Origin of the sequence: Acinetobacter uliginosus (genome assembly GCF_044130295.1) — a bacterium.
In the GTDB taxonomy this organism is placed as follows: domain Bacteria; phylum Pseudomonadota; class Gammaproteobacteria; order Pseudomonadales; family Moraxellaceae; genus Acinetobacter.
The window spans coordinates 20293-43063 of record NZ_JBIQOC010000001.1 but is presented as its reverse complement, the minus strand read 5'-3'; the positions used below and the strand labels follow the sequence as shown (position 1 = coordinate 43063).

At 42.5% G+C, this 22771-nt stretch carries 16 protein-coding genes, 1 tRNA gene and 1 pseudogene; 9 read left to right on the top strand and 9 right to left on the bottom strand.

What is annotated here, in order from left to right:
• The first annotated feature begins 64 nt into the window (after window positions 1-64).
• The 5 genes from metF (at window position 65) to ACE01T_RS00180 (ending at window position 8419) form a co-directional block, all read left to right on the top strand.
• Entirely contained in the window at window positions 65-901 is an 837-nt protein-coding gene (gene metF / locus ACE01T_RS00200) for a methylenetetrahydrofolate reductase [NAD(P)H] (protein WP_180043186.1), read from the top strand.
• Between the two features lie 29 nt (window positions 902-930).
• Complete coding sequence (locus tag ACE01T_RS00195; protein ID WP_180174893.1) at window positions 931-1647, top strand: 16S rRNA (uracil(1498)-N(3))-methyltransferase; 717 nt, start codon at window positions 931-933, stop codon at window positions 1645-1647.
• Window positions 1648-1818: 171 nt separating this feature from the next.
• The gene (locus ACE01T_RS00190) at window positions 1819-4680 is read left to right on the top strand and encodes a bifunctional diguanylate cyclase/phosphodiesterase (protein ID WP_395518525.1); all 2862 of its coding nucleotides are present in this window, start codon (window positions 1819-1821) and stop codon (window positions 4678-4680) included.
• 145 nt (window positions 4681-4825) lie between these two features.
• A complete protein-coding gene (locus tag ACE01T_RS00185) occupies window positions 4826-7105 on the top strand; it encodes an NADP-dependent malic enzyme (RefSeq protein WP_086196232.1) in 2280 nt (759 codons plus the stop codon).
• 81 nt (window positions 7106-7186) lie between these two features.
• Window positions 7187-8419, top strand: a complete 1233-nt coding sequence (locus tag ACE01T_RS00180; RefSeq protein ID WP_180081892.1) for a multifunctional CCA addition/repair protein — start codon at window positions 7187-7189, stop codon at window positions 8417-8419.
• Between the two features lie 139 nt (window positions 8420-8558).
• Here ACE01T_RS00180 and epmA read toward each other — a convergent pair whose 3' ends face one another.
• The 5 genes and pseudogenes from epmA to greB form a co-directional block, all read right to left on the bottom strand.
• A complete protein-coding gene (gene epmA, locus ACE01T_RS00175) occupies window positions 8559-9539 on the bottom strand; it encodes an EF-P lysine aminoacylase EpmA (protein ID WP_180174892.1) in 981 nt (326 codons plus the stop codon).
• Window positions 9536-10603, bottom strand: a complete 1068-nt coding sequence (locus tag ACE01T_RS00170) for a 4-phosphoerythronate dehydrogenase (RefSeq protein ID WP_180081888.1) — start codon at window positions 10601-10603, stop codon at window positions 9536-9538. The genes epmA and ACE01T_RS00170 overlap by 4 nt, the downstream gene beginning before the upstream one ends.
• A 212-nt stretch (window positions 10604-10815) precedes the next feature.
• Window positions 10816-11442, bottom strand: a pseudogene (locus ACE01T_RS00165) (CaiB/BaiF CoA transferase family protein); the annotation flags it as partial.
• A gap of 275 nt (window positions 11443-11717) precedes the next feature.
• A tRNA-Ser gene (locus ACE01T_RS00160) sits at window positions 11718-11807 on the bottom strand.
• Between the two features lie 90 nt (window positions 11808-11897).
• A complete protein-coding gene (greB, locus tag ACE01T_RS00155; protein WP_395518523.1) occupies window positions 11898-12392 on the bottom strand; it encodes a transcription elongation factor GreB in 495 nt (164 codons plus the stop codon).
• Window positions 12393-12755: 363 nt separating this feature from the next.
• Between greB and ACE01T_RS00150 the strand changes: the two genes are divergently transcribed.
• A complete protein-coding gene (locus ACE01T_RS00150; RefSeq protein WP_395518521.1) occupies window positions 12756-13865 on the top strand; it encodes an MltF family protein in 1110 nt (369 codons plus the stop codon).
• Between the two features lie 96 nt (window positions 13866-13961).
• On the opposite strand, the gene ACE01T_RS00145 is transcribed toward ACE01T_RS00150, so the two are convergent.
• Entirely contained in the window at window positions 13962-14345 is a 384-nt protein-coding gene (locus ACE01T_RS00145) for an SCP2 sterol-binding domain-containing protein (protein ID WP_092818690.1), read from the bottom strand.
• Between the two features lie 226 nt (window positions 14346-14571).
• Window positions 14572-15492 (bottom strand): tRNA 2-thiocytidine(32) synthetase TtcA, encoded by a 921-nt coding sequence (gene ttcA / locus ACE01T_RS00140; protein WP_395518520.1) that lies wholly within the window; start codon window positions 15490-15492, stop codon window positions 14572-14574.
• Between the two features lie 499 nt (window positions 15493-15991).
• On the opposite strand from ttcA, the gene ACE01T_RS00135 reads away from it, so the two are divergent.
• Both ACE01T_RS00135 and htpX read left to right on the top strand, forming a co-directional pair.
• Window positions 15992-16858, top strand: a complete 867-nt coding sequence (locus ACE01T_RS00135) for a lytic transglycosylase domain-containing protein (protein WP_395518519.1) — start codon at window positions 15992-15994, stop codon at window positions 16856-16858.
• A gap of 135 nt (window positions 16859-16993) precedes the next feature.
• On the top strand, window positions 16994-17899 hold the full coding sequence (htpX, locus tag ACE01T_RS00130; protein ID WP_086196259.1) for a protease HtpX: 906 nt from the start codon (window positions 16994-16996) through the stop codon (window positions 17897-17899).
• A 167-nt stretch (window positions 17900-18066) separates the two neighbouring features.
• Here the strand turns inward: htpX and ACE01T_RS00125 are convergent, their stop codons facing one another.
• Together ACE01T_RS00125 and ACE01T_RS00120 are read right to left on the bottom strand one after the other, a co-directional pair.
• A complete protein-coding gene (locus ACE01T_RS00125) occupies window positions 18067-18654 on the bottom strand; it encodes a DUF4112 domain-containing protein (protein WP_395518518.1) in 588 nt (195 codons plus the stop codon).
• 236 nt (window positions 18655-18890) lie between these two features.
• Entirely contained in the window at window positions 18891-21986 is a 3096-nt protein-coding gene (locus ACE01T_RS00120) for a multidrug efflux RND transporter permease subunit (RefSeq protein ID WP_395518516.1), read from the bottom strand.
• A gap of 314 nt (window positions 21987-22300) precedes the next feature.
• Here ACE01T_RS00120 and ACE01T_RS00115 point away from each other — a divergent pair, with 314 nt between their 5' ends.
• Entirely contained in the window at window positions 22301-22675 is a 375-nt protein-coding gene (locus ACE01T_RS00115) for a diacylglycerol kinase (RefSeq protein WP_300042888.1), read from the top strand.
• Window positions 22676-22771: the final 96 nt, after the last annotated feature.

Sequence of the window (22771 nt, the reverse complement as noted above, 5' to 3'; positions counted from 1 at the left end):
CCTTTGGGAGAGGTCAGGGAGAGGGTGAAAAATTAAAACAGTACTTATAAAAAGGATTTGAAAAATGACCAAACGTGTTCCAATTTCTTTTGAGTTTTTCCCGACCAAAACTGATGCCGGGGCGGAAAAACTTCGTGTTGTGCATAAAGAATTACAACTGTTAAATCCTGAGTTCTTTTCAGTGACTTATGGTGCCGGTGGTTCCACTCGTGAACGTACACTTGCTGCAATCAATGACTTTAATGGCAAAGGCACGCCTGTTGCCCCTCACCTGTCTTGTATCGGTGATGACAAAGCGCGTATCGCAGAATTGCTTGATCTATACAAATCACAAGGCATCGACCGTATTGTGGCGCTTCGTGGTGACTTGCCTTCAGGTCAGGTTGGCCTGGGTGAATTACCTTATGCGCAGGATCTGGTTCGTTTTATCCGCGAACATTCAGGCGATCACTTCCACATTGAAGTGGCCGCTTACCCGGAAATGCACCCACAGGCAGAAAACTTTGATAAAGACATTCAACACTTTGTCGAAAAAGCCAATGCCGGTGCCAATGCCGCTCTAACCCAGTTCTTCTTTAATCCGGATGCCTACTTCTATTTTGTAGATCGCATTCAGAAAGAAGGTGTGAACATTCCGGTGGCTCCGGGTATTATGCCAATTACCAATGCCAGCAATCTGATTCGCTTCGCAGATGGTACCGGTGCAGAAATCCCGCGCTGGATTCGCAAGCAATTGGCGACTTATGGCGATGACACGGCAAGTATCAAGGCCTTTGGTCATGAAGTTGTGGTGAAATTGTGTGAACGTCTGCTTGCAGGCGGTGCACCGAGCTTGCACTTCTACACTATGAACACGACAGATCCAACACGTCAACTCGTGACTGATCTTGGTCTAGCTTAATTTATATCTGATTTGTGAGTAATACTTAAATGCCACGTTTTTATATTGAAGCTGACTTAGCAGTGGATATGAATGCTGAATTAACTGAAACGGTTTTTCATCACTGGGTCAAAGTATTACGTGCACAAGTCGGTGAAAAAGCCACCTTGTTCAATGGACGGGGTGGTGAATATGAAGTTACGCTTATTGAAGTCGCAAAAAAATCAGCCCATGTTTCTGTCGATTCCTTCAATCCTGATGACCGTACTCCAGCTTTTAGTACCTTGCTTGGACAGGTAATGAGTAAAGGGGATCGAATGGATTATGTCATTCAAAAAGCCACAGAACTTGGCGTATCCAAAATCCAGTTGCTGACTTCTGAACGCTGTGAAATGCGCCTTAAATATGATCGTGACCAAAAGAAAATAGATCACTGGCAAGGCATTGCCATCGCTGCTTGTGAGCAATGCGGCATGAACAAAGTTCCTGAAGTGTTAGCACCTGTATCTTTACAAGACTGGTTAGAGACAGAACTCCCGACCACAAAACTGGTGCTTGCTCCGAATAAAGATCAAGTGAATGTGCTGGAAAATGCGACACAAGACATTGCGCTATTAATTGGACCTGAAGGTGGTCTAAGTGAAACGGAAATACAATTATCCAACCAAGCAGGCTTTATAAACTGGTGCATCGGCAATCGTGTATTACGAACAGAAACGGCGCCGATTGTTGCTTTATCTATTTTAAATTATAACTTAACTGTATAGTTCATCAAAATTTGGATGAATAACTTGTGATGTGATTGATTTTTTTCAACAACATTATTACTCTTGAATTAAAGATACAAATGTATATTTAAAATACAGTTTATTTTTTTAACTCAATCAATATTTAGAAAGTAAATTTATTGCAAAATAATAATTAAGGTTTTTGCCTGTATGTCAGATCTTCAAGACGAGTATATTAAACAGCATGTGAATGCTGCACAAATTAGCAATACAATTCGACTTAGCCGCTTCTTTATAGTCAGTATTGTGATTGTATCGGCATATGTTTATGGCATTTACCAATTTTATTTTATAAAACCTTCTTTTTATTTCAATTTTTGGTTTATAGGCACCGAACTCTTGTGTTGCCTGTGTTTGCTAATTAACAGTGTTTATTTTAAACCCGACCAATTTGCCTTAGCTCATGCGCATCGTTGGCTACAAATTCAAAGTTTAGTGATTGGTAGCTGTATTGCCTTAGGTATGGGCCTGGTTTACTACTATTTACCTCAATACAACCCTGCCTTTAGTCATGTTCATGCCTTAATTTTGTCAGCATTATTACTGATTGTGAGTCAGGCATTTGCCCTGACCTTTTTAACCCAGCGCTTAACTTATTTCTGTCTGGCATTTATACCTGCTATTTTTCCTTATCTGGCTTCACAATTTATCAGCACAGAAACATCAGATCCTTTATTCCATCTCACCATTAATTTTGCACTGATTGTCATTTTATTATGCGCCAATATCACATCGCGTATTCATCAGCGTATTTCTGTACTGTACTCAAAAAACAACCGTTTAGTTAAAAATACCAAACAACAGGTTTTATGGACCGATGAATTATGCAAACAGTTACAAGCTGAAATTAATAAATCAAAAGATATAGAGCTGCAATTACAATTAAACAATCAGCTGCTGGAGCAAAAAGTTAAAGAACGAACTGTTGATATTGCCAAAATGAATGCTGATCTGGAAAATCAGCAACAGAATCTGGTTTTGGCACATGAAATTGCCGGACTACGCCCCTGGGACTGGAATATCAAAGATCGTGAAATTCTGGTGACGGACGCAAAACAGCAAAAAACCCTGAAGCCCTCTAAACTGCATCATCATCAACTGCAAAATATTATTCATCTGGATGATATTGAGCAGTTCAAGCATGCAATGAAACAACATTTACGTGGTCAGTCACCACTTTATGAAGCCAGCTATCGAATTCAGAACAGCAATGGCAAGTGGAAATGGGTCCATGATATTGGTCGGGTCATTGCTCGTGATCCGGTCAATAAAAAGCCCCTGCGCATGGTGGGTATCCGTCGTGACATTCATCAGGAACGTACCGATCAGGAACGCTTAAAATTAGCTGCCAGTGTACTTCAGCAAGCAACTGAAGGCATTTTTATTCTCGATGATAAGCTATGCTACATTGATGTCAATCCATTTTATGAACAACTCACCGGTTTTACTCACCGACATATTATTGGCAAAAATTTATTTGATATTACGGAAAATTATCAGTCACAACAAAGAAACAGCCACTACTCGATTCTTCAGCAGCTGGGAAAAATCGGTGAGTTTGATGGTGAACTGCAGGAAACATTCCTTTCAGGTGAAGAAGCAACCATCTGGATGCGCATTAATGCCATTAGCGATGAGCAGAACCGTGTCACTCACTATATCGGTATCGTCTCCGATTTAACTGAACGTAAACTGCAAGAACAACGGTTGTCTTATTTAGAAAATTACGATCCTTTAACCGATTTGCCGAACCGTTTTTATTACAACTACCAGTTACATCAATATTTAATTAGTCAAAAAGATTCCATTAAACAGCTGGCCGTTATTCGTTTAAATATCGATCGTTTCAGGCCTTTAAATGAATTTTTAAGTAATAGTGGTGGTGACGAACTGTTACGCCAAGTTGCACAAAGACTGCGACTGACCAATACCGAAGCATTATTTGTAGCGCATCTGAATGGCGATGATTTTGCAATTGTGTATGAGATTTCACCTACTCACCCGTCAATTCAACATCATTGTGAACGTATAAGTAAAGCTTTTTCCTTACCCTTTAACATTTTCGATCAGGACCATATTATCACCCTGTCCATGGGCGTTGCATTCTATCCGGAAAATGGACGTCAGCTGGATTATCTGAATAATTGCGCTGAGCAGGCCTTGACTGAAGCAAAAAACCTAGGCGGCAATGCCTGTCGTTTCTACTCCAATAACAGTAGCGCTTTACTTGAACAAGGCATTTATCTGGAACGCGATTTGCGCCATGCCATCAATAATAACGAGCTCATTGTTTACTATCAGCCGAAAATAAATTTCAGTGATCAGAATATTTACGGTTTTGAAGCACTGGTGCGCTGGAATCATCCAAGCAAGGGCATTATTCCACCCAACCTGTTTATTCCCTTGGCAGAACAAACCAGCCTGATCTCGGATATTGGCCGGATTGTGATTCAACAAACAGCCAAACAGATCCGCTACTGGAACAATATCGGGTTTGACAATATTTGCATATCCGTCAATGTGGTGGCCCAGCAATTACAACGCGGACAATTGCTGGAAGATCTGGATCATGCCATCCAGACCTATAACATTTGTGGTTCCAGCCTGGAACTTGAAATTACCGAATCATCGTTACTGGAAAATTCAGTCACGGTGAAAAACCTGTTGAATGAAATTAAAAAACGGAAAATTCATATCTCGCTCGATGATTTTGGCACAGGCTACTCGTCCCTGTCTTATCTTGCCGATTTCCCGATTGATATACTTAAAATAGATCGCAGTTTTATATCTAAAATCGGAAAAAATAAGCAGGAAGCAATTGTCAGTGCTATGATCGCCATGGGCAAAGCCATGGGAATGATGGTGGTTGCAGAAGGTATTGAAACCAAGCAACAGCTACAGTACCTGCAAGATCTGGAATGCGATATTGCTCAAGGTTTCTTTTTTTCCAAGCCTCTTCCTGAAAAAGAAGCCACCACATACCTAGAACAACATCGACTTATACCTTCTTGATATAAGTCAACCTTTCATCCCCCAACTTTGCCTGAAAAAGACACATACGCGACTGTGATAAGGTCGCAACAAATGTTATATTCGATGCAACCAAGCAGAAAACCAGCAGCTTTGCTGAATTACTCCAGTAACAAACGAGATACAGATGGAAGATCAATCTTTAAAACAACAGGCATTGTATTATCACGAATTCCCAACACCAGGAAAAATCAGCGTCACGCCTAGCAAGCAACTGGTCAATCAACGTGACTTAGCGCTTGCCTACTCACCAGGTGTTGCTGCACCATGTCTTGAGATTGAACGTGACCCTTCAACTGCTGCCCTTTATACTGCACGCGGTAACCTTGTAGCAGTGGTGAGTAATGGTACTGCAGTACTGGGTTTAGGAAATATCGGTCCTTTGGCATCTAAACCGGTAATGGAAGGTAAAGGCGTACTGTTCAAAAAATTTGCCGGTGTCGATGTATTCGATATTGAAATTGATGAAAACGACCCTGACAAAATTGTCGACATCGTGGCCGCGCTAGAACCTACTTTTGGTGGGATTAACCTTGAGGATATCAAGGCACCAGAATGTTTCTATATCGAGCAAAAACTTCGTGAACGCATGAACATTCCTGTGTTCCACGATGACCAGCACGGTACCTCTATTATTGTGGGTGCAGCTCTTCTGAATGCATTGCAATTCAACGGCAAAAAAATTGAAGAAATCAAGATTGTCGCTTCAGGTGCAGGTGCAGCAGCACTGTCTTGCTTAAATCTTCTTTGTGCCCTGGGTGCTAAGAAAGAGAATATTATCGTTGCCGATTCACGTGGTCTATTAACCACTCAGCGTGAAGGTCTGGATGAATCTAAAAAAGCATACGTACAAGACATCACCGCTACTCAGCTCGGTGAAGTACTTGAAGGTGCTGATATGTTCCTGGGTCTGTCAGCTGCCGGTATTCTCACCAAAGAAATGGTGAAAACCATGGCTGCAAATCCGATTATCTTTGCCTTGGCAAACCCGGATCCAGAAATTCTGCCTGAACATGCACATGAAGTTCGTGATGACGTGATCATGGCAACTGGTCGTTCAGACTATCCAAACCAGGTAAATAATGCACTGTGCTTCCCGTATATCTTCCGTGGCGCGCTTGACGTTGGCGCAACCACCATCAATGAAGAAATGAAGATTGCCTGTGTACATGCCATTGCGCGCATGGCACATGTTGAAGCAGATGCAGCATCGTATGGTGAAAAATCAGCATCATTTGGCCGTGACTATTTAATTCCGCGTCCACTCGATCAGCGTTTGATTCTTGAAATTGCCCCGGCAATTGCACAGGCAGCGATGGACTCTGGCGTAGCCACTCGCCCGATTCAGGACTTCTCTGCTTACCGTCAACGTCTGTCTGAGTTTGTTTACAACTCTGCATTCATGATGAAACCAATTTTCGCCCAGGCGAAAACTGATCCTAAGCGTATTGCCTATGCTGAAGGTGAAGACCTGCGTGTACTTCGTGCAGTACAAATTGCAGTCGATGAAGGTCTGGCTAAACCAATCCTTGTCGGTCGCCCTGCAGTGATTGAAGCAAATATCAAGAAATTAGGTCTACGTCTTGAAGATGGAGTGAACATCACCATTATCGATCAAGAAAAGAACCCACATTACGAAATGTTTGCTGATGACTACTACAGCATCATGCAACGTAAAGGTGTGACACCTGAGTATGCGCAACGTGAAGCACGTCGCCGTTCTACCTTAATTGCATCTATGCTGGTGAAACACGGTCTTGCAGATGGTATGCTGTGTGGTACCTACTCAAGTTATGACATTCATCTGGACTTCGTAAGCAACATCATTGGTAAGAAAGAAGGTCATAACACATTCTTTACGCTCAATGCATTAATGCTTGAAGACCGTAACCTGTTCATCGCGGATACATACATTAACCGTAACCCGACAGCTGAACAGCTTGCTGAAATGACCATTTTGGCTGCTGAAGAAGTACGTCGTTTTGGTGTAACACCACGTATCGCACTTCTTTCTCACTCAAGCTTCGGTAGCGACCAAGATGACTTAAGCGCGCAAAAAATGCGTAAAGTGTATGACATCTTGTCTGAAACTGCGCCTGAACTGGAAGTTGAAGGTGAAATGCACGGTGATGCGGCACTTGACGAAAACATCCGTCACTTTGCTTTCCCGAACTCACGTTTCAAAGGTTCTGCAAACTTGCTGATTATGCCAAACCTGGATGCAGCCAACATTTCGTTTAACCTGTTGAAATCGACTTCAGGGAATAACGTTACCATTGGTCCTATCCTGTTAGGTGTATCTAAACCTGTCCACATCCTGACACCAACTACGACTACACGTCGCTTGGTGAACATGACTGCATTAACCGTTGCTGAAATTCAGGAAAATGAAAAATTAGCACTTTGATTTAGTCAGCTAGATCACATTTTGTGACTTGAGAAAACCTCTATTCTGTAGCATGATTGCTTGAAGAATAGAGGTTTTTTCATGCAAGTTTATTTAGTAGGCGGTGCGGTTCGAGATCACTTGCTCGGGCACCCCTATCACGAGAAAGATTATGTTGTGGTCGGTGCAACACCGGAACAACTTCTTGCTCAGGGCTATCAGCCTGTGGGTAAGGATTTCCCTGTTTTTTTACATCCAGAAACAAAAGAAGAATATGCACTGGCACGCACTGAACGTAAATCAGGTCGTGGCTATCATGGCTTTGAATTTTATACCGATCCGAGCGTTAGTCTTGAAGATGATCTGATTCGTCGTGACCTGACCATCAATGCCATGGCCATGGATAACGAAGGCAATATTTATGATCCTTATGCGGGTCAGCAGGACTTGGAACAACGCATTTTACGCCATGTATCCGATGCCTTTGTTGAAGATCCGCTACGTGTTCTGCGCATTGCGCGCTTTGCTGCACGTTATAAAAGTTTAGGCTTTAGCGTGGCAGAAGAAACCCTCACCTTAATGAAACAATTGGTGGAATCAGGTGAACTCAATGCGCTAATTAAGGAACGTGTCTGGAAAGAAACTTCCCGTGCGCTGATGGAAGATTATGCCGATGAATATTTTACCGTTTTACGTACCTGTGGTGCGTTAAAAGTCCTGTTCCCGGAGCTGGATGCTTTATACGGTATTCCACAGCGCCCTGAATATCATCCGGAAATTGACAGTGGCATTCATACCATGATGTCATTACAACAGGCCTGTAAAGCCGACTATTCTTTAGATGTCCGCTTCGCAGTGCTGGTTCACGACTTGGGCAAGGCCTTGACACCAGCAAATGAATTACCGCGCCATATCATGCACGAAGAACGCGGGGTCAAACCGGTGACTGAACTCTGTGACCGTCTGAAAGTCCCAACCAATACCAAACAGCTGGCCATTGCAGTCTGTAAAGAACATTTAAAATGCCATCAGGCCTTAAGCCTGAAACCGGGTACTTTATGGCGTTTGTTGCAACGTCTGGATGTGTTACGTCGCCCTGAACGAGTGGAGGCGTTTATACAGGCCTGTGAATGCGACTCCCGTGGTCGTTTAGGGCTAGAAGATCGTGAGTATCCTCAGGCTGCTTATATACTTAAGGCAATGGAAGTGGTCCGCAATATTAAAGCGCAAGACTTACCTGCCGATGTGAAAGGTCAAGAAATTGGTGAGATGTTGATTCAAAAACGAATCGAAGCACTTGCTGAACTTAAGCATCAATATGCTGAAATTGCATAAATAAAAAGCCCCGAGTGGGGCTTTTAAATCTTTAACAATCTCCCTAAATCCCTCTTTTCCCAAAAAGGAACTTCTCCATTTTCACCAAGGGAGTCAGGACGAATTTTGGCTGATCAACAAATATGAGCAATAGCTGAAATCAGGAAATATCCGCCGGAAAAGTAACTACTTTTTCAAGTTTCATTTGCTCTGTAGCGACCATCAATAACCGGTCAATGCCTAAAGCAATACCGGAACACTCTGTCATGTGCGGCAATGCAGCAAGCAGATATTCATCAATCGGCATGACATGTAAGCCCAGTTTTGCACGTTCGGCATTATCTGCTTCAAAGCGGGAACGCAGTACATCGGCATCAATCAATTCATCATAAGCATTGGCCAATTCCAGACCTTCGATATACAGCTCGAAGCGGGCAGCCACCAGTTCCCCATCCTCATCGATTCGGGTTTTGGCCAAGGAGGCCAGTTCAGCGGGAAAATCGGTTAAAAATACTGGCGTATCAAAACCCAGGCTCGGTTCGACAAAGTGCGAAAAAAGCAAATCGATATAACCCAGGCGATCATCACCTAGGTCCAGATTCAAGCCGACCCGGTTACAGCAGTCTTTCAGCTCTTTTAAACTGGCTTGCAATGGATTGATATTCAGACGATCCATAAAAGCGTGTTTATAGCTGAGGATCGTTGGACGAACATCACCAAAACGCTGTTTTAAAGTCACATTGAGCAAATCGGTTACTTCAAACATCAAATCTTTCAAGCTAAATCCGGGACGATACCACTCCAGCATGGTGAACTCGCTATTGTGTTTACGCCCATGTTCATCATCACGAAAGACTTTGCAGATTTGATAGATTGGACCACTGCCACTGGCCAGCAAGCGTTTCATGGCAAATTCGGGCGAGGTTTGCAAATAGTGGGTGTGTAATTTACCTTGTAAATGACGCTGTGCCTGTATAGAGGCCAGATGTACATCGGTCACTCCGGCCTGCGACAAGACTGGCGTTTCAACTTCCAGTACATCCCGTCCGGCAAAAAACTGGCGGATCTGTGCATACATTTTGGCACGTGCCTGCATGGCCTTTAAGTCACAAGTCGGCTGATAAGCAATAGATTGACTCATGCCTTCGGGCCTCCATGTGCTGCCCATTCACGGCGCAAGGGATAGGTTTTACGCAAATAATCAAAGGCTTTTTGCTCAACCTTGCCATCTTTCAGGCAGGCCCTTAAGTTGGCATCATCACGGGCAATATCATAGATTTGGGTTAAATATTGCTTTAACACAGCCTTTAAATCACGCTCTTTAAAATATGGTTCACAGACAGGCAATTGCGTTTCAAATTGCTTTGTCGCTGGGTAATGAAAGGTACTGCAGAATGCATCGTAGATCATTTGTGTACCACGTGCCTTTCCTTCCAAGCTATACCCGGCAATATGCGGTGTAACCAAACGAATTAAATTTAACAGCTGTTCTGATATTTCAGGTTCATGTTCAAATACATCGAGAACTACTGGACGCTGGTTCTGTTGAATATCGACAATTAAAGCCGATTCTTCTATTACTGGGCCACGTGCCGAATTAATTAAAATCGCTGCAGGCTTCATCTGTGCTAAAGCTTCAGCGTTGATGAGATGGTAAGTTGGATGATTGCCTGTTTTGGTTAAAGGCACATGGGTGGAAATCGCATCGGCTGTTTTTAATAGGGTATTTAAATCTACTTGCTCAATTTGTTCACGCTGTACGAAGGGATCATGACCAATCACCTTCCAGCCCAGAAATTTGGCCATAATAGCTAGACGTGAACCGACATTGCCCAGACCGATAATACCCAAAGTAAAGCTGTCATTGGCATCGATCAGTTCAGGTTTTAAATGCAGTAAAGCGGTAATCACATATTCCGCAACGGCCTGCGCATTACAGCCTGCAGCATTCGACCAGGCAATGTTGCATTGTTCTAAAGCAACTATATCCAGATGATCGGTGCCAATGGTCGCACTGCCGACAAATTTTAATCTTGTGTCCTGAACCAGCCCGGCATTGACTTGGGTCACAGAACGCACCAGTAACGCTTCTGCATCTTTCACATCCGCATGGGTTAAGGTTCGTCCTGCAACCTGCTGAATTTCTCCAAAATCGGCAAAGAAATATTCAGTAAATGCCAGATTTTCATCTGCGACAATTTTCATAATGCAATCCAATGATCTTATGCTGATTATGATAACGCTTAGCACGGCATCTGACCAAGCACCTTGTAGGTATCGCTTTCTTGCATTGGATAATTTCACAAACACCGTGATGCATAAAATGGATGTCATCTTTCCTGGCAGAAAAAAGGACCGAATGCTTTAACATTCCGGTCAAACAGAGGCAAAACCAATATGCATCACAAGAATGCTGCTTAAGCTACCTCTCCATCAATAATGCCTTGCAATTTTAAGGCATGCAGCTCATCTGCCGTTTTAAGACGTGACAGAATCTGCCTGGTATGTTCACCCAACTGCGGTGGTGCATTGCGATATTCTACCGGCGTATCTGAAAGTTTGATTGGCGAAGCAATCACTTTGAAATTTTCATTCAAGGCATGTGGAATGTTCACCACCATGTCTCGATGCTGAATTTGCGGTTCAGCCAAGGCATCTTCCACTGAATTGATCACCCCCACCGGCACTTTCATGGCGTGAATGGCATCAACCCAATCTTTAGCATTTTTACCAAGGAAATATTCAGACAGTAAGGCAATCAGCTCATCACGATGCTTGACCCGATCCTGATTATGCTGGAATTTCACTTCTTGCAATAATTCAGGAAGTCCAATCGCAAGACATAGATCTTTAAATTTTTTGTCATTACAATAGGCAATAATAAATTCCTTATCTTTGGCCTTAAAGGTTTGATATGGCACAATATTGCGATGACTATTGCCCATCCGTTTTGGCGAAATTCCAGTGCTTAAATAGTTCATACCCTGATTGGCCAACGTGGCAACTTGTACATCCAGTAAAGACATATCGATATACTGCCCCCGTTTATAAAGCGAGAATATTATGCGAGAACAATCCGTACGCCAGTCTTTAAGTACACACGATTTAAATCATGCCATCTTAAACGGCCCAATTCCCCTTGTAGTAACATTATAAATATAGTTTGCTTTAGACAGCGTTTTTTAAACTGTATTCCTTTATCTTCCGAATACAACTTAATGAAGCCAATTCAATCCAAATTTTGATGTGGGGTAGGTTGAGGGGTAAAATTACAGATAAAAAATAAGCCCTTATAAAAACAAGGGCTTATTTAGATATTTGGCGGAAGCGGTGAGATTCGAACTCACGGAGGACTCACACCCTCGTCGGTTTTCAAGACCGGTGCATTAAACCGCTCTGCCACGCTTCCAATGGCGGCTATAATATAAATAAAATTCTATCTTGGCAAATACTTTTCCATGTTTTTCTTGTCAACCGCTTAAAATAAAAACAAAATGCATTAATTTGCTGAATTTTCAGGCTTTTCATAACGAATTTCATTCACGTACCACAGTTTTTTACCTGATGGTGTCAGTACCTCAACTTCATCATCGATCTGCTTGCCTAGTAACGCTCGTGCCATAGGTGAATCAATGGAAATATGCTGTGGATGATGATCATAAATTTCATCTACCCCGACAATACGCAAGGTTTTTTTCTCACCCTCATCATTTTCAATATCCACCCAGGCACCAAAATATACTTTGCCTTCTTGCTCCGGGGAAAAATCAATGATGCGCAGCTCTTCCAGGCGTTTACCCAGATAACGGACACGGCGGTCAATCTTGCGTAAAATTTGCTTGTTGTATTGGTAATCAGCGTTTTCCGATCGATCGCCGAGACTGGCTGCCCAGTTCACTTTCCGGGTAATTTCCGGTCGTTCTTCGTGCCACAAGTGTTGTAATTCTGCGACTAATTTGTCATGTCCAGCACGTGTAATTAAGTTAGATTTCATGATGATTTTTGCAGTTATGTTTACATTTTACTTACAAGAATCGGCTATTCTATCCCGTATTTACACACAACTAAAGTTTATAAAATTAATTCTTCAATAAAATTAATTTGTTATGCTACATTTTTCCAAAAATTTTCGTACAAAATTTGACAAGTATATTTTTCAGCCTTATTATGCGCCCATGTTTTTAGTTTGCTTGCTTTTTAATCTATGTAGAAATTCTACATGATTCTCCTTTTAATCCTATGTCATTTTGAATGACGTCATGACTGCCCAACCCTTATTGAATTTATCAAACTTGTAAAAGTCTGAGGCCTGTTTGCCTTTGCTTTTAGGGCATAAATTACTTGTAGCGGAGACAACATGCACAGTAGTTCAACTTCTGGGGCGAGGCTTTGCCTTAAACCTTTAACTTCTTCTCTCTCGTTAAAAATTCTTGCATTTAGCACAGTGTTATTTCCGTTCCATAGTATCAATGCAAGTAAATCATTCCAGTACGATGCTGTGGTCAATGGCAAACAGCTCACCGTCGTTTCGGTAGAAAATCCTACGACTATTTTTAAAGATGGTTCGCACCAGCATGGTTTCGGTTATGACCTGGCGCGTAACTATGCCAACAGCTTAAATGTCAAACTGGTGTTTAAAACCGTACCTGATAACGCTACGGCACTGAAATGGGTTTCGCAAGGTAAAGCCAACTTTGCCATGACCACTGCCAATCTCAGTGAAATTGAACAAAAGCGCCTGACTTCTTTTTCAGCAACCTGTGGCGATATAAGCAGCCTGCAACAGAATGGTCTAAATACCAGCCTGAACTGGGTCTTTAAACATGCAAATGATCCACTTGCCCAAACTGCAAGTGGCTTTGTCTGTCAGGGCAAACAGTCGGGTGCAATTCGCCAGTTGGCATCGTTCTATAATCAAAATGTGGTGCAAGAACATTCATGGGATAGTATCCAGCGTGATTTAAATCAACGTATGCCGATTTATAAAGCCAGCTTTAAAAATACCGCCGCTAAATATGATTTAGATTGGCATTTACTGGCAGCAATCGGCTATCAGGAATCGTATTTAAAACCGAATTCTGTTTCCCCTACCGGTGTTCGCGGTTTAATGATGCTGACCAACAGCACAGCCAAAGCCATGGGGGTCAGTAACCGAACCGATCCGACCCAAAGTATTGAAGGTGGCGCGAAATATTACGACCAGATGTTAACTCGATTTTCAGATGTTCCTTTCCCAGACCGTAACTGGTATGCGCTGGTGGCTTATAATATGGGACCGGGTGCAGTCGATCAGATTCAAAAGCGTATTCGTGCCCAAGGTAAAAATCCGAACAACTGGGTTAACCTGTATAGTTATCTAGAGCGTAACAAGGCCAGCAATGGCCGTTACCGCCAAGCGGTACAGTATGTCACCCGTATTCGTGCCTATTTAGAGCATATTAAAACTTCAGAGCTAGTGAATATTTAATCTCTCTTAATATTCTCCAGATACGAAAAAGCTTACCCCAGGGTAAGCTTTTTTTTGCTTAAAATGACTTAAGCGATTGTTCTTAAGAAAAAAACCTTAAGCTGTTTGCTCAAGTACTTTTTTGAATAAATCTTTTTGCTCTTGGCTTGGCTTGGCTGTCTGTAAAGCCATCAATTGTGACATATCGCCTTGAACCTTGATTTTACCGGTCATGAATGCCTGCATTGCAGCAGCCATATCGAATTCCAGGAACACTTTACGCAAAGTTTCACCATCCATGTTCAACGTGGTTTTCGCATTTGAGGATAGACCTTTTTTGATTACCCCACCATCCAGAGATAATTCTGTATTACCCTGAGCATCAGACACCACCAGGTTGATTGCTAAATTTGCAAGTGCCGGTGGCAAGTTCAAATCACCCGCTTGCGCAGTTAATGTTTCTACAGTTGAAAACCAATCATCAGTTAAAAAGGCAGGCATGATCTTTCCTCAATTTATTTGTTCATTTGTGTCGCCTATCCAGACAACATCTTTGTGAAGCTATTTTGCTTGAAGCTTGTTATAGCATGTAAAACTGTTTTCTGCTTAACGTTTTTTGTACGATGCGTTCAATTTTTATGTTTTTAATACATTTATTAGATAAATCAGATATATAAAGTTATATAAAATAGACACCAACCCTAAAATTGGTGTCTAGAATCTCATCTTAGTCTGCTGCAAAACCCAGGTTGACCATGTTGATCCGTTTGCTTTGCCCTTCTTCTTCCGTTGAACAGCTGCCCGTAAAATCAATTTCACGCTGTGCGTCTAAAGCTTCAAAGTCAAACAGTTCACGGTCGGCCAATTGCGAAGGCGATACATTCTGCATGGCACCAAAAATACTGTGCAAGCGTTTTGGATACTGTTTATCCCATTCACGCAGCATGTCATTAATCATGGCACGCTGTAAGTTTTCCTGTGAACCGCACAGGTTACACGGAATAATCGGGAACTGGCGCATTTCTGCATATTTGATGATGTCTTTTTCTTCCACATAAGCCAGTGGACGAATCAGGATATTTTTCTTGTCGGATGACAGCAGTTTCGGTGGCATGGCCTTCAGGCTACCGCCATGAAACAGGTTCAGGAAGAACGTGGCCATAATGTCATCACGGTGATGACCTAAAGCGACTTTGGTCGCGCCAATTTCCTGCGCGAAGCCATACAATGAACCACGACGTAAACGTGAACACACTGCACAGTAGGTTTTGCCTTCAGGCGTCAGTTTTTTGGTAATGCTGTACGTGTCTTTTTCCAGAATATAATAAGGAATTTTATTTTCCTCTAAATAACGCGGCAAGACATCTTCCGGAAAACCGGGCTGCTTTTGGTCCAGGTTCACAGCCACCACATCAAAATTGATCGGTGCAATCCGTTTAAACTGCAACAAAATATCCAGCAAGGTATAACTGTCTTTACCCCCAGAAATACAGACCATTACCTTGTCGCCATCTTCGATCATTTTAAAATCACGAATGGCATGACCGACTTGACGGCGAAGCTTTTTCAACAAACGGTAATATGCCGAACTAGTGGGCAGTTCTGGTTTGAAATTAAATCCTTGTTCGGACTCAACTGGCGAGTACATAGACGAGATTTACCCATAAATAAAAATACCGCGCAATTTTATCCGATTCAGTCTGAACACGCACCAAAAGAATGTAATTTCTGCAAATTGTTTATTACTACCCTTTTCATCTAAAACTCTCAGGTTTATTTTGACCTGACGAGTTCAGTTTTTAGCCACAATGCTTGCCATTTGTACTTTTCCACAGTTGTCCACAAAACCTGTGGATAACTTTGTGGATTTTAAAACACTTGACAAGGTGTCAGACCTGTTATTTAAGGCTTCTATTTAAATTGATCATTTTTTGATCAATTTAAATATTAATTAAAATCAATTATTTATATGTGTCAAGTTATCCTGGTTAAAAAAAAATTAATATTTTTTTTGATTACTATCTCAACAAACGGTACTTGATTTTTACAAACTATTGGTAAAATTAATGGAGTAATACTTTCCATCTTGTTTTTTTTTGTTAAACTCCACTTGTACTGTTTGGAACACATGTTTTCTATTTATAAAAATGAAAAATAACTTTGTAAAAATTGGACTTTATTTTTTGGGGTGTGTAGCAGTTCAATCTGTTGCAACGACCAGTCATGCCGGCCAGACCATTTATCAATTAAAAGATTCGAATGGTACGACCTTGCTCACCAATAAGAAAAATCGTTACAACCATCTTAAAGTCGAGAAAAAAACGTATTACCCAGACAGCAATATCCATAGTTATAGTAACTGGGGTTCATCCGAAGCTTCGGTACTGCCGAGTTATAGCCGCAATAAAAATGCTTTCGATTCCATTATTAAACAGGCCGCGTCTCAACATGGCATATCTGAAGGTCTGATTAAAGCAGTCATGCATACTGAATCAGGCTTTAATGTCAATGCGCGCTCACCTGTCGGTGCCCAAGGCCTGATGCAGCTTATGCCTGCGACGGCAAGACGTTTTAATGTTTCAAATGCCTTTGATCCCTATCAAAATATTATGGGTGGAGCAAAATATTTATCCTGGTTAATGAAACGCTTTAACGGCAATACCTCACTGGTTCTGGCTAGTTACAATGCAGGTGAAGGCAATGTCGCCAAATACGGCGGCATTCCACCTTTCAGAGAAACCCAGGACTATGTCAGACGTGTGAGCAGCCGTTTCAGCAACTTATATGCCAATGGCTTGAGGCATAGTTCCAACTCAACAAAATCTGCTTCCGATAGCGGCAAAATTGTTGCCCAGTCCGACAATGATAAATCCGCTTCATCACATGCAGCCCGTCGTTATAGTTCACAACGTCAAATTATCATGGCATCCGATGGCAGTTTCACCGATGCCCCCGGCTCGTATGCCACGGCACATGCGACAGCTTCCGCAAGAATTTCAATTGTTGACAATTAAATTGTTTTAGAAACTGCGCCATTATCGAGTTTTCTTAATTTTTCCTTGAATTTTTAAGACTTACACCTCATATTTAGAAAGATGATTTTTGATTTATAAATCAGATTATTTTTTTATTATAAGAGGATTTTCTCAATGATGCGGATTGGTTTGTTCTTGCTAACCAACCTCGCGGTACTGGTAGTAGCTGGCATTATCTTGTCACTCTTCGGTGTCGGTAGTTACCATGGCGCGGGTGGCTTAAATCTAGGCAACCTACTAGTGATCTGTTTTGTCTTTGGTATGGTTGGCTCTCTCATTTCGTTGTTTATGTCGAAATGGATGGCAAAAAAATCTACCGGGACAGAGTTAATTGACCCCAATGCGCCTCGTAACCAGGCTGAAGCATGGTTATTACAAGAAATTGCGCAATTATCGCAACGTGCCGGCATTAACATGCCAGAAGTGGGTATTTTCCCATCTTATCAGTCGAATGCTTTCGCTACAGGCTGGAATAAAAACGATGCATTGGTTGCCGTTTCAACAGGCTTGCTCGAACGCATGAATAAAGACGAACTTCGTGCGGTGCTTGCGCACGAAATTGGTCACGTTGCCAATGGTGATATGGTCACGCTTGCCCTGATTCAAGGTGTAGTCAACGCCTTTGTCATGTTCTTTGCACGTGTGGTCGGTGACTTTATTGACCGTAATGTATTTGGTCGTGAAGATGGCGAAGCACCAGGCCTGGCTTATTTTGCCATTACCATGGTACTGGATATCGTGTTTGGTATTCTGGCCTCAGCCATCGTCATGTGGTTCTCGCGTCACCGTGAATACCGTGCCGATGAAGCGGGTGCACGTTTAGCCGGTAAACAGGCGATGATTTCCGCCTTACTGCGTTTACAGGCAGAATCAGAATTGCCAGATCAAATGCCGAAAGAAATGAAAGCTTTCTCTATTGCAGAAGGCAAAGAACAAGGTTTCAGCTTGGCTGCCTTGTTCCAGACCCACCCTAGTATTGAACAACGTGTAGCTGCATTACAACAGTTAAATTGCCCATAATCTGTTTAGACTGAATCTGTTTAGATAGACGGGATATAAAAAGCCTCCACGATGGAGGCTTTTTTGTGGCTAAATCCGCTAATAGACGGTCATTGAAATCAATTATGCACACCACTCATACACACGATATCGAGAGAAAATCATCAATTGATTGATCTTGCATAACCTTAAATATTCAGTGTTTGCCACCATTGCCATAACCAGCTCAATCCCAGCCACATGGCAATAGCCAATAAAATGATAACAATAACACCCAATAAGTCAGGAAGGTGCAGCCAGACCCAGGCCACGACAGGGTTACGCCAAAATGCAGAAGACTGCTGCTTCTGTTCCAGACGTTCATGCAAAAAGGGATGGGTGACATGTGACTCACTGCGAATCTGATATTCCTCACGAATATGATCATGAACAATGGTTAAGGCTTTGCGACTAGGACGAATAAAAACGTCAAAAATCGTTCCCGCTACAGAGATAAAACCAACCACAGCATCCATCATGGCCAATCTCAGCACTGGAGTCAGCTTGTTTTGCGGTACACCAATTTGCTTGGCCTTATAGATGGCATAACAGGTCAATGCAAAACCGGCAACATCGCCAGCCACAGGAATGGTACTTAAGGCAGCATCTGCCCCGACACCTTGTTTGGTGAATGGAATCCGTACCACCGAATCCATCATATTCGCGAACTTGGCTAAATCGCGTTCCAAACGTACGACTTCCTGTTGGCTCAATTTTTTTTGTTGTTGCTCTGGCATTGCCACATTCCAAAAAAATAATGATCTAAATAATCGAGATTACATCATGTCTTTTCTACATGCTGTGTATCGATATGATTAATGTAGTGAAAGCCGGCTGAAATCAAGCTACCTCAGCCTAATTTGACTGAGACATTTACAAAGATATCTTAACTATTGAACAGTCTTATATAATAAGAAAATCCTTCAATATTCTCTTTTCGCTAAAGGAATATTGAAGGATAGAACTAATCAGATTATGTTTTCGGTTTGGTTTTCAACAGCGTACGAATCAGCACATACATAAAGGGAATAAAAATCAGCACCAAAACGGTGGCAAAAATTACCCCACCCAACACACTCACCCCAATTTCCTGACGGCTGACAGCACCCGCACCAAAGGCAAATACCAGCGGAATTACCCCTGCACCAAAGGCCAGAGAAGTCATCAGAATCGGGCGTAAACGCAGACTGGCCCCTTCCAGTGCAGCCTCAATCACACTGCGGCCTTGCTGCTCGGCAAGTGCGGCAAACTCGACAATTAAAATGGCATTTTTACAGGACAGGCCAATGGTGGTGAGTAAGGCAATCTGGAAATAAATGTCATTTGGAAAACCGGCAAAATAACTGAACAGGATATTGCCGCTAATCCCCAAAGGAATGGCAGTTAATACTGCCGTAGGGATAGACCAGCTTTCGTACAGTGCAGCCAAACACAGAAAAATAAAGCCAATCGACAATATATACAGCAATATAGCCTGATTACTCGAGCGTTTTTCTTCATAGGACAAACCGCTCCACGCCACGTCTATCCCCGGGTGCTGTGCAACTAGCTGTTCAACATCACGCATTGCCACGCCCGAGCTGACATCTTTGGCGGTATCTGCTTCCATTTGCAATGCAGTGTAGCCCATATAACGGTTCACCACATCCGGCCCGCCACTCCAGCTGACCGTGGCAAAATTGCTAAAGGACACCATCTGGTTCAAGTCATTGCGCACATACCAGTATTGCAGGTCTTCAGGTTTGGAACGAAATTCCGCATCGCCCTGCATCATCACCCGTTTAATCCGGCCACGATCAATAAAATCATTGATATAGCTGCCGCCCCAGGCGCTTGCCAGGGTACTGTTAATGGCTGCTTGCGACAGACCATTGGCCATCGCCAGTTTCTGGTCAATATTCACCTTTAAGCCTGCTTTATCTGGATTTGAACGCTTGTCCAGATTTTCAAAACTGCTGTATTGTTTTGCCTGCTGCTGCAATTGCTTTAACTGGCTATCCAGATAGGCACGACCTTGGCCATTGATGTCACGAATCCAGAAATCCAGCCCGTCAGTTTGGCCTAAACCACTGACTGAAGCGGGCATCGTCACATTAATTTGTGCATTCGGATTGTTTTTAAAATGCTTTAAGGCGCGCTCACGAATGGCTTGAGCCGAATTTTCTTTGCCGGAGCGTTCATCCCAAGGCTTTAAGGCAATAAAACCCTGACCTAAGTTTTGTCCCGTTCCGGCCATATTACGGCCATAACGAACCATCACCAGATTGACATTATCTTTTTCATTTTTCAGGAAATACTGTCTGATTTGCTCCCCAATTTCGGAACTTTTCGACATCGGCGCGCCATCTGCCAGTTTAAACTGCACGTTTAAAATGCCCTGATCTTCACTGGGAATAAAACTGGTCGGTAAAGCCCGATAGAACAGCGCAAAAACACTGATCAGTGCCGCAAAAATGACGAGGCAAATTGCCTTATGCTGCAGGCTAAGATTGGATAATTTTAAATAACCATGTTTTAAGCCATCCAGTTTTTGGTTAAACCAGACCGCCCATCGGGCAGGCTGTGGATTCGGCTTTAAAATCAGGGCACATAAAGCTGGAGTTAAAATCAGGGCAACAGCCAGCGATAAAGCCATGGCAACAACCAGGGTAATGGAAAACTGGCGATAAATCACACCCGTGGAACCGCCAAAAAATGCCATGGGAATAAACACGGCTGTGAGTACCAAGGTAATACCTACCAATGCCCCGCTAATTTCCTGCATGGATTCAAGTGATGCTTCTTGAGCCGTCAAATTTTTCTCATGCATCAGCCGCTCAATATTTTCCACCACCACAATGGCATCATCTACCAGCAAGCCGATGGCCAGAACCAAAGCAAACAAGGTCAACGTATTAATACTCAATCCGAGTACATACAAGACTGCCATCGTACCCAGCAATACTACAGGTACAGTAACCGCAGGAATCAGGGTTGCGCGCCAGTTTTGCAAAAACAGGAACATTACCACAATCACCAGCAACACGGCTTCCACCAGGGTTTTCACCACTTCCTTGATGGATTCTTTTACAAATGGCGTGTTGTCACGCGGATAAACCAGCTTATAGCCTTCAGGAAGCTGCTTTGAAATCTGGTCCACTTCAGCCTGAATCAGGGCTGAAGTCGCCAAGGCATTGGCACCTGAAGCCAGCGAAATCCCCATCCCGGCAGAAGAAAAGCCGTTAATGGTGTTCATGGATTGATAATTTTCTGCACCCAGTTCAACCCGGGCGACATCTTTTAAATAAATAAAGCTGCCATCACGCGCAGATTTGACAATGATATTTTCAAATTCCGGCACCGTTTTTAAACGTGAACCAGAAGTGACTTTGGCATTTAAATACTGGTCTGCTACTGTCGGTAAATCACCCACCGCCCCTGCTGCAACCTGGGTATTTTGCGCTTCAATAGCGGCGCGGATATCACTCGGCATTAAATTGTATTGTTTTAATTTTAACGGGTTTAGCCAGATGCGCATGGCATATTGCGAACCAAAGACATCAACCTCCCCCACACCATCTATACGTGCCAGATCTTCTTCCAGGTGGGTCTGCATGTAGTCGGATAAGGCAATGCTGTCACTTTTTCCCGAAGCATCATATAGGCCAATGACCATGTGCGTGTCACCCAGTGACTTGAATACATTCACTCCCTGACGTTGCACTTCATCCGGTAAACGGTTCAGCACGCCATTAATTGCATTTTGTACCTGGACTTGTGCAGTATCGGGATCAGTGCCATTTTCAAAACTGATGTTAATGCGACTGCGCCCGGATGAATCACTGCTGGAACTAAAATACAGCAAATGATCAATGCCTTTTATTTGCTGTTCCAGCACCTGGGTGACACTTTCTTCCACCGTTTCTGCTGAAGCACCATTGTAGCTGGCACTGACGCTAATCCGTGGCGGGGCGATGTCAGGAAAGCGCTCTACCGGTAAATTCAGCGTTGCAAAAACCCCAAAAGCCATCAGGATAATGGCTAAAACACCTGCAAAAATCGGTCGATGAATAAAAAATCTAGACAGCATATATCCTGGTCACTTAAGTGCTAAGGGATAAAAAATTCAACTCGATCATTGAATAACTAAAATGATTGATCTGATCTTGATCATCAATGACAAAACTATAAAAGCCAATCATATTTAACAGAAAAATAAGACTTTGCCTTAAATAAGGAGAAAATGTGAAGGAATTTTCTTTATTAAATTACCACGGCTTTTAAAGCAAGCTTAGGACATATTTTTTACTATTGCATTTCAATATTTTAATTAAGTTAATGTAATTAATTTTTGCTTAAGCAAAACCAAATATGATGGTGCAAATTATTGAATATTTAAGTGCAATGAACTCTTATTCCCCCTTTAAAGGTAAAACCGGTGTTAAGCGTGTATTGAATGCAACCCAGTATTCTCTTGCTGGTTTTAAATCTGCATTTATCCATGAAGCCGCTTTTCGTCAAATCGTCCTGATCAATGTCATACTCATTCCGGGCAGTTTTTTTCTTGATGTGAGCGCGGTTGAACAAGCGCTCATGGTTGCTGTCTGCTTACTGGCTTTGATTGTGGAATTATTGAATTCAGCGATTGAAGCAGTGGTCGATCGTATTTCCCTAGACAAACATCCACTTTCAAAAAATGCCAAAGACATGGGCAGTGCTGCACAGTTTGTAGCCCTTGGCATCATCTTCTTTGTCTGGCTGATTATTTTAATCAAGTAATCATTTTACGGCTTTCATCTTTATCAATTTTCAAAAAGCACCTTTTATCAGGTGCTTTTTTTATATCTCAATCTAAACTTTCTTTAAGACATAAAA

Excerpts from the sequence above, each read along its gene's own strand:
- ttcA (WP_395518520.1), bottom strand. The coding sequence starts at position 15,492 with ATGTACTCGCCAGTTGAGTCCGAACAAGGATTTAATTTCAAACCAGAA.
- ACE01T_RS00145 (WP_092818690.1), bottom strand. The coding sequence starts at position 14,345 with ATGCCTGCCTTTTTAACTGATGATTGGTTTTCAACTGTAGAAACATTA.
- ACE01T_RS00135 (WP_395518519.1), top strand. The coding sequence starts at position 15,992 with ATGAAAAATAACTTTGTAAAAATTGGACTTTATTTTTTGGGGTGTGTA.
- ACE01T_RS00185 (WP_086196232.1), top strand. The coding sequence starts at position 4,826 with ATGGAAGATCAATCTTTAAAACAACAGGCATTGTATTATCACGAATTC.
- ACE01T_RS00120 (WP_395518516.1), bottom strand. The coding sequence starts at position 21,986 with ATGCTGTCTAGATTTTTTATTCATCGACCGATTTTTGCAGGTGTTTTA.
- ACE01T_RS00195 (WP_180174893.1), top strand. The coding sequence starts at position 931 with ATGCCACGTTTTTATATTGAAGCTGACTTAGCAGTGGATATGAATGCT.
- htpX (WP_086196259.1), top strand. The coding sequence starts at position 16,994 with ATGATGCGGATTGGTTTGTTCTTGCTAACCAACCTCGCGGTACTGGTA.
- ACE01T_RS00180 (WP_180081892.1), top strand. The coding sequence starts at position 7,187 with ATGCAAGTTTATTTAGTAGGCGGTGCGGTTCGAGATCACTTGCTCGGG.
- ACE01T_RS00150 (WP_395518521.1), top strand. The coding sequence starts at position 12,756 with ATGCACAGTAGTTCAACTTCTGGGGCGAGGCTTTGCCTTAAACCTTTA.
- epmA (WP_180174892.1), bottom strand. The coding sequence starts at position 9,539 with ATGAGTCAATCTATTGCTTATCAGCCGACTTGTGACTTAAAGGCCATG.
- ACE01T_RS00125 (WP_395518518.1), bottom strand. The coding sequence starts at position 18,654 with ATGCCAGAGCAACAACAAAAAAAATTGAGCCAACAGGAAGTCGTACGT.
- ACE01T_RS00170 (WP_180081888.1), bottom strand. The coding sequence starts at position 10,603 with ATGAAAATTGTCGCAGATGAAAATCTGGCATTTACTGAATATTTCTTT.
- greB (WP_395518523.1), bottom strand. The coding sequence starts at position 12,392 with ATGAAATCTAACTTAATTACACGTGCTGGACATGACAAATTAGTCGCA.
- metF (WP_180043186.1), top strand. The coding sequence starts at position 65 with ATGACCAAACGTGTTCCAATTTCTTTTGAGTTTTTCCCGACCAAAACT.
- ACE01T_RS00115 (WP_300042888.1), top strand. The coding sequence starts at position 22,301 with ATGAACTCTTATTCCCCCTTTAAAGGTAAAACCGGTGTTAAGCGTGTA.
- ACE01T_RS00190 (WP_395518525.1), top strand. The coding sequence starts at position 1,819 with ATGTCAGATCTTCAAGACGAGTATATTAAACAGCATGTGAATGCTGCA.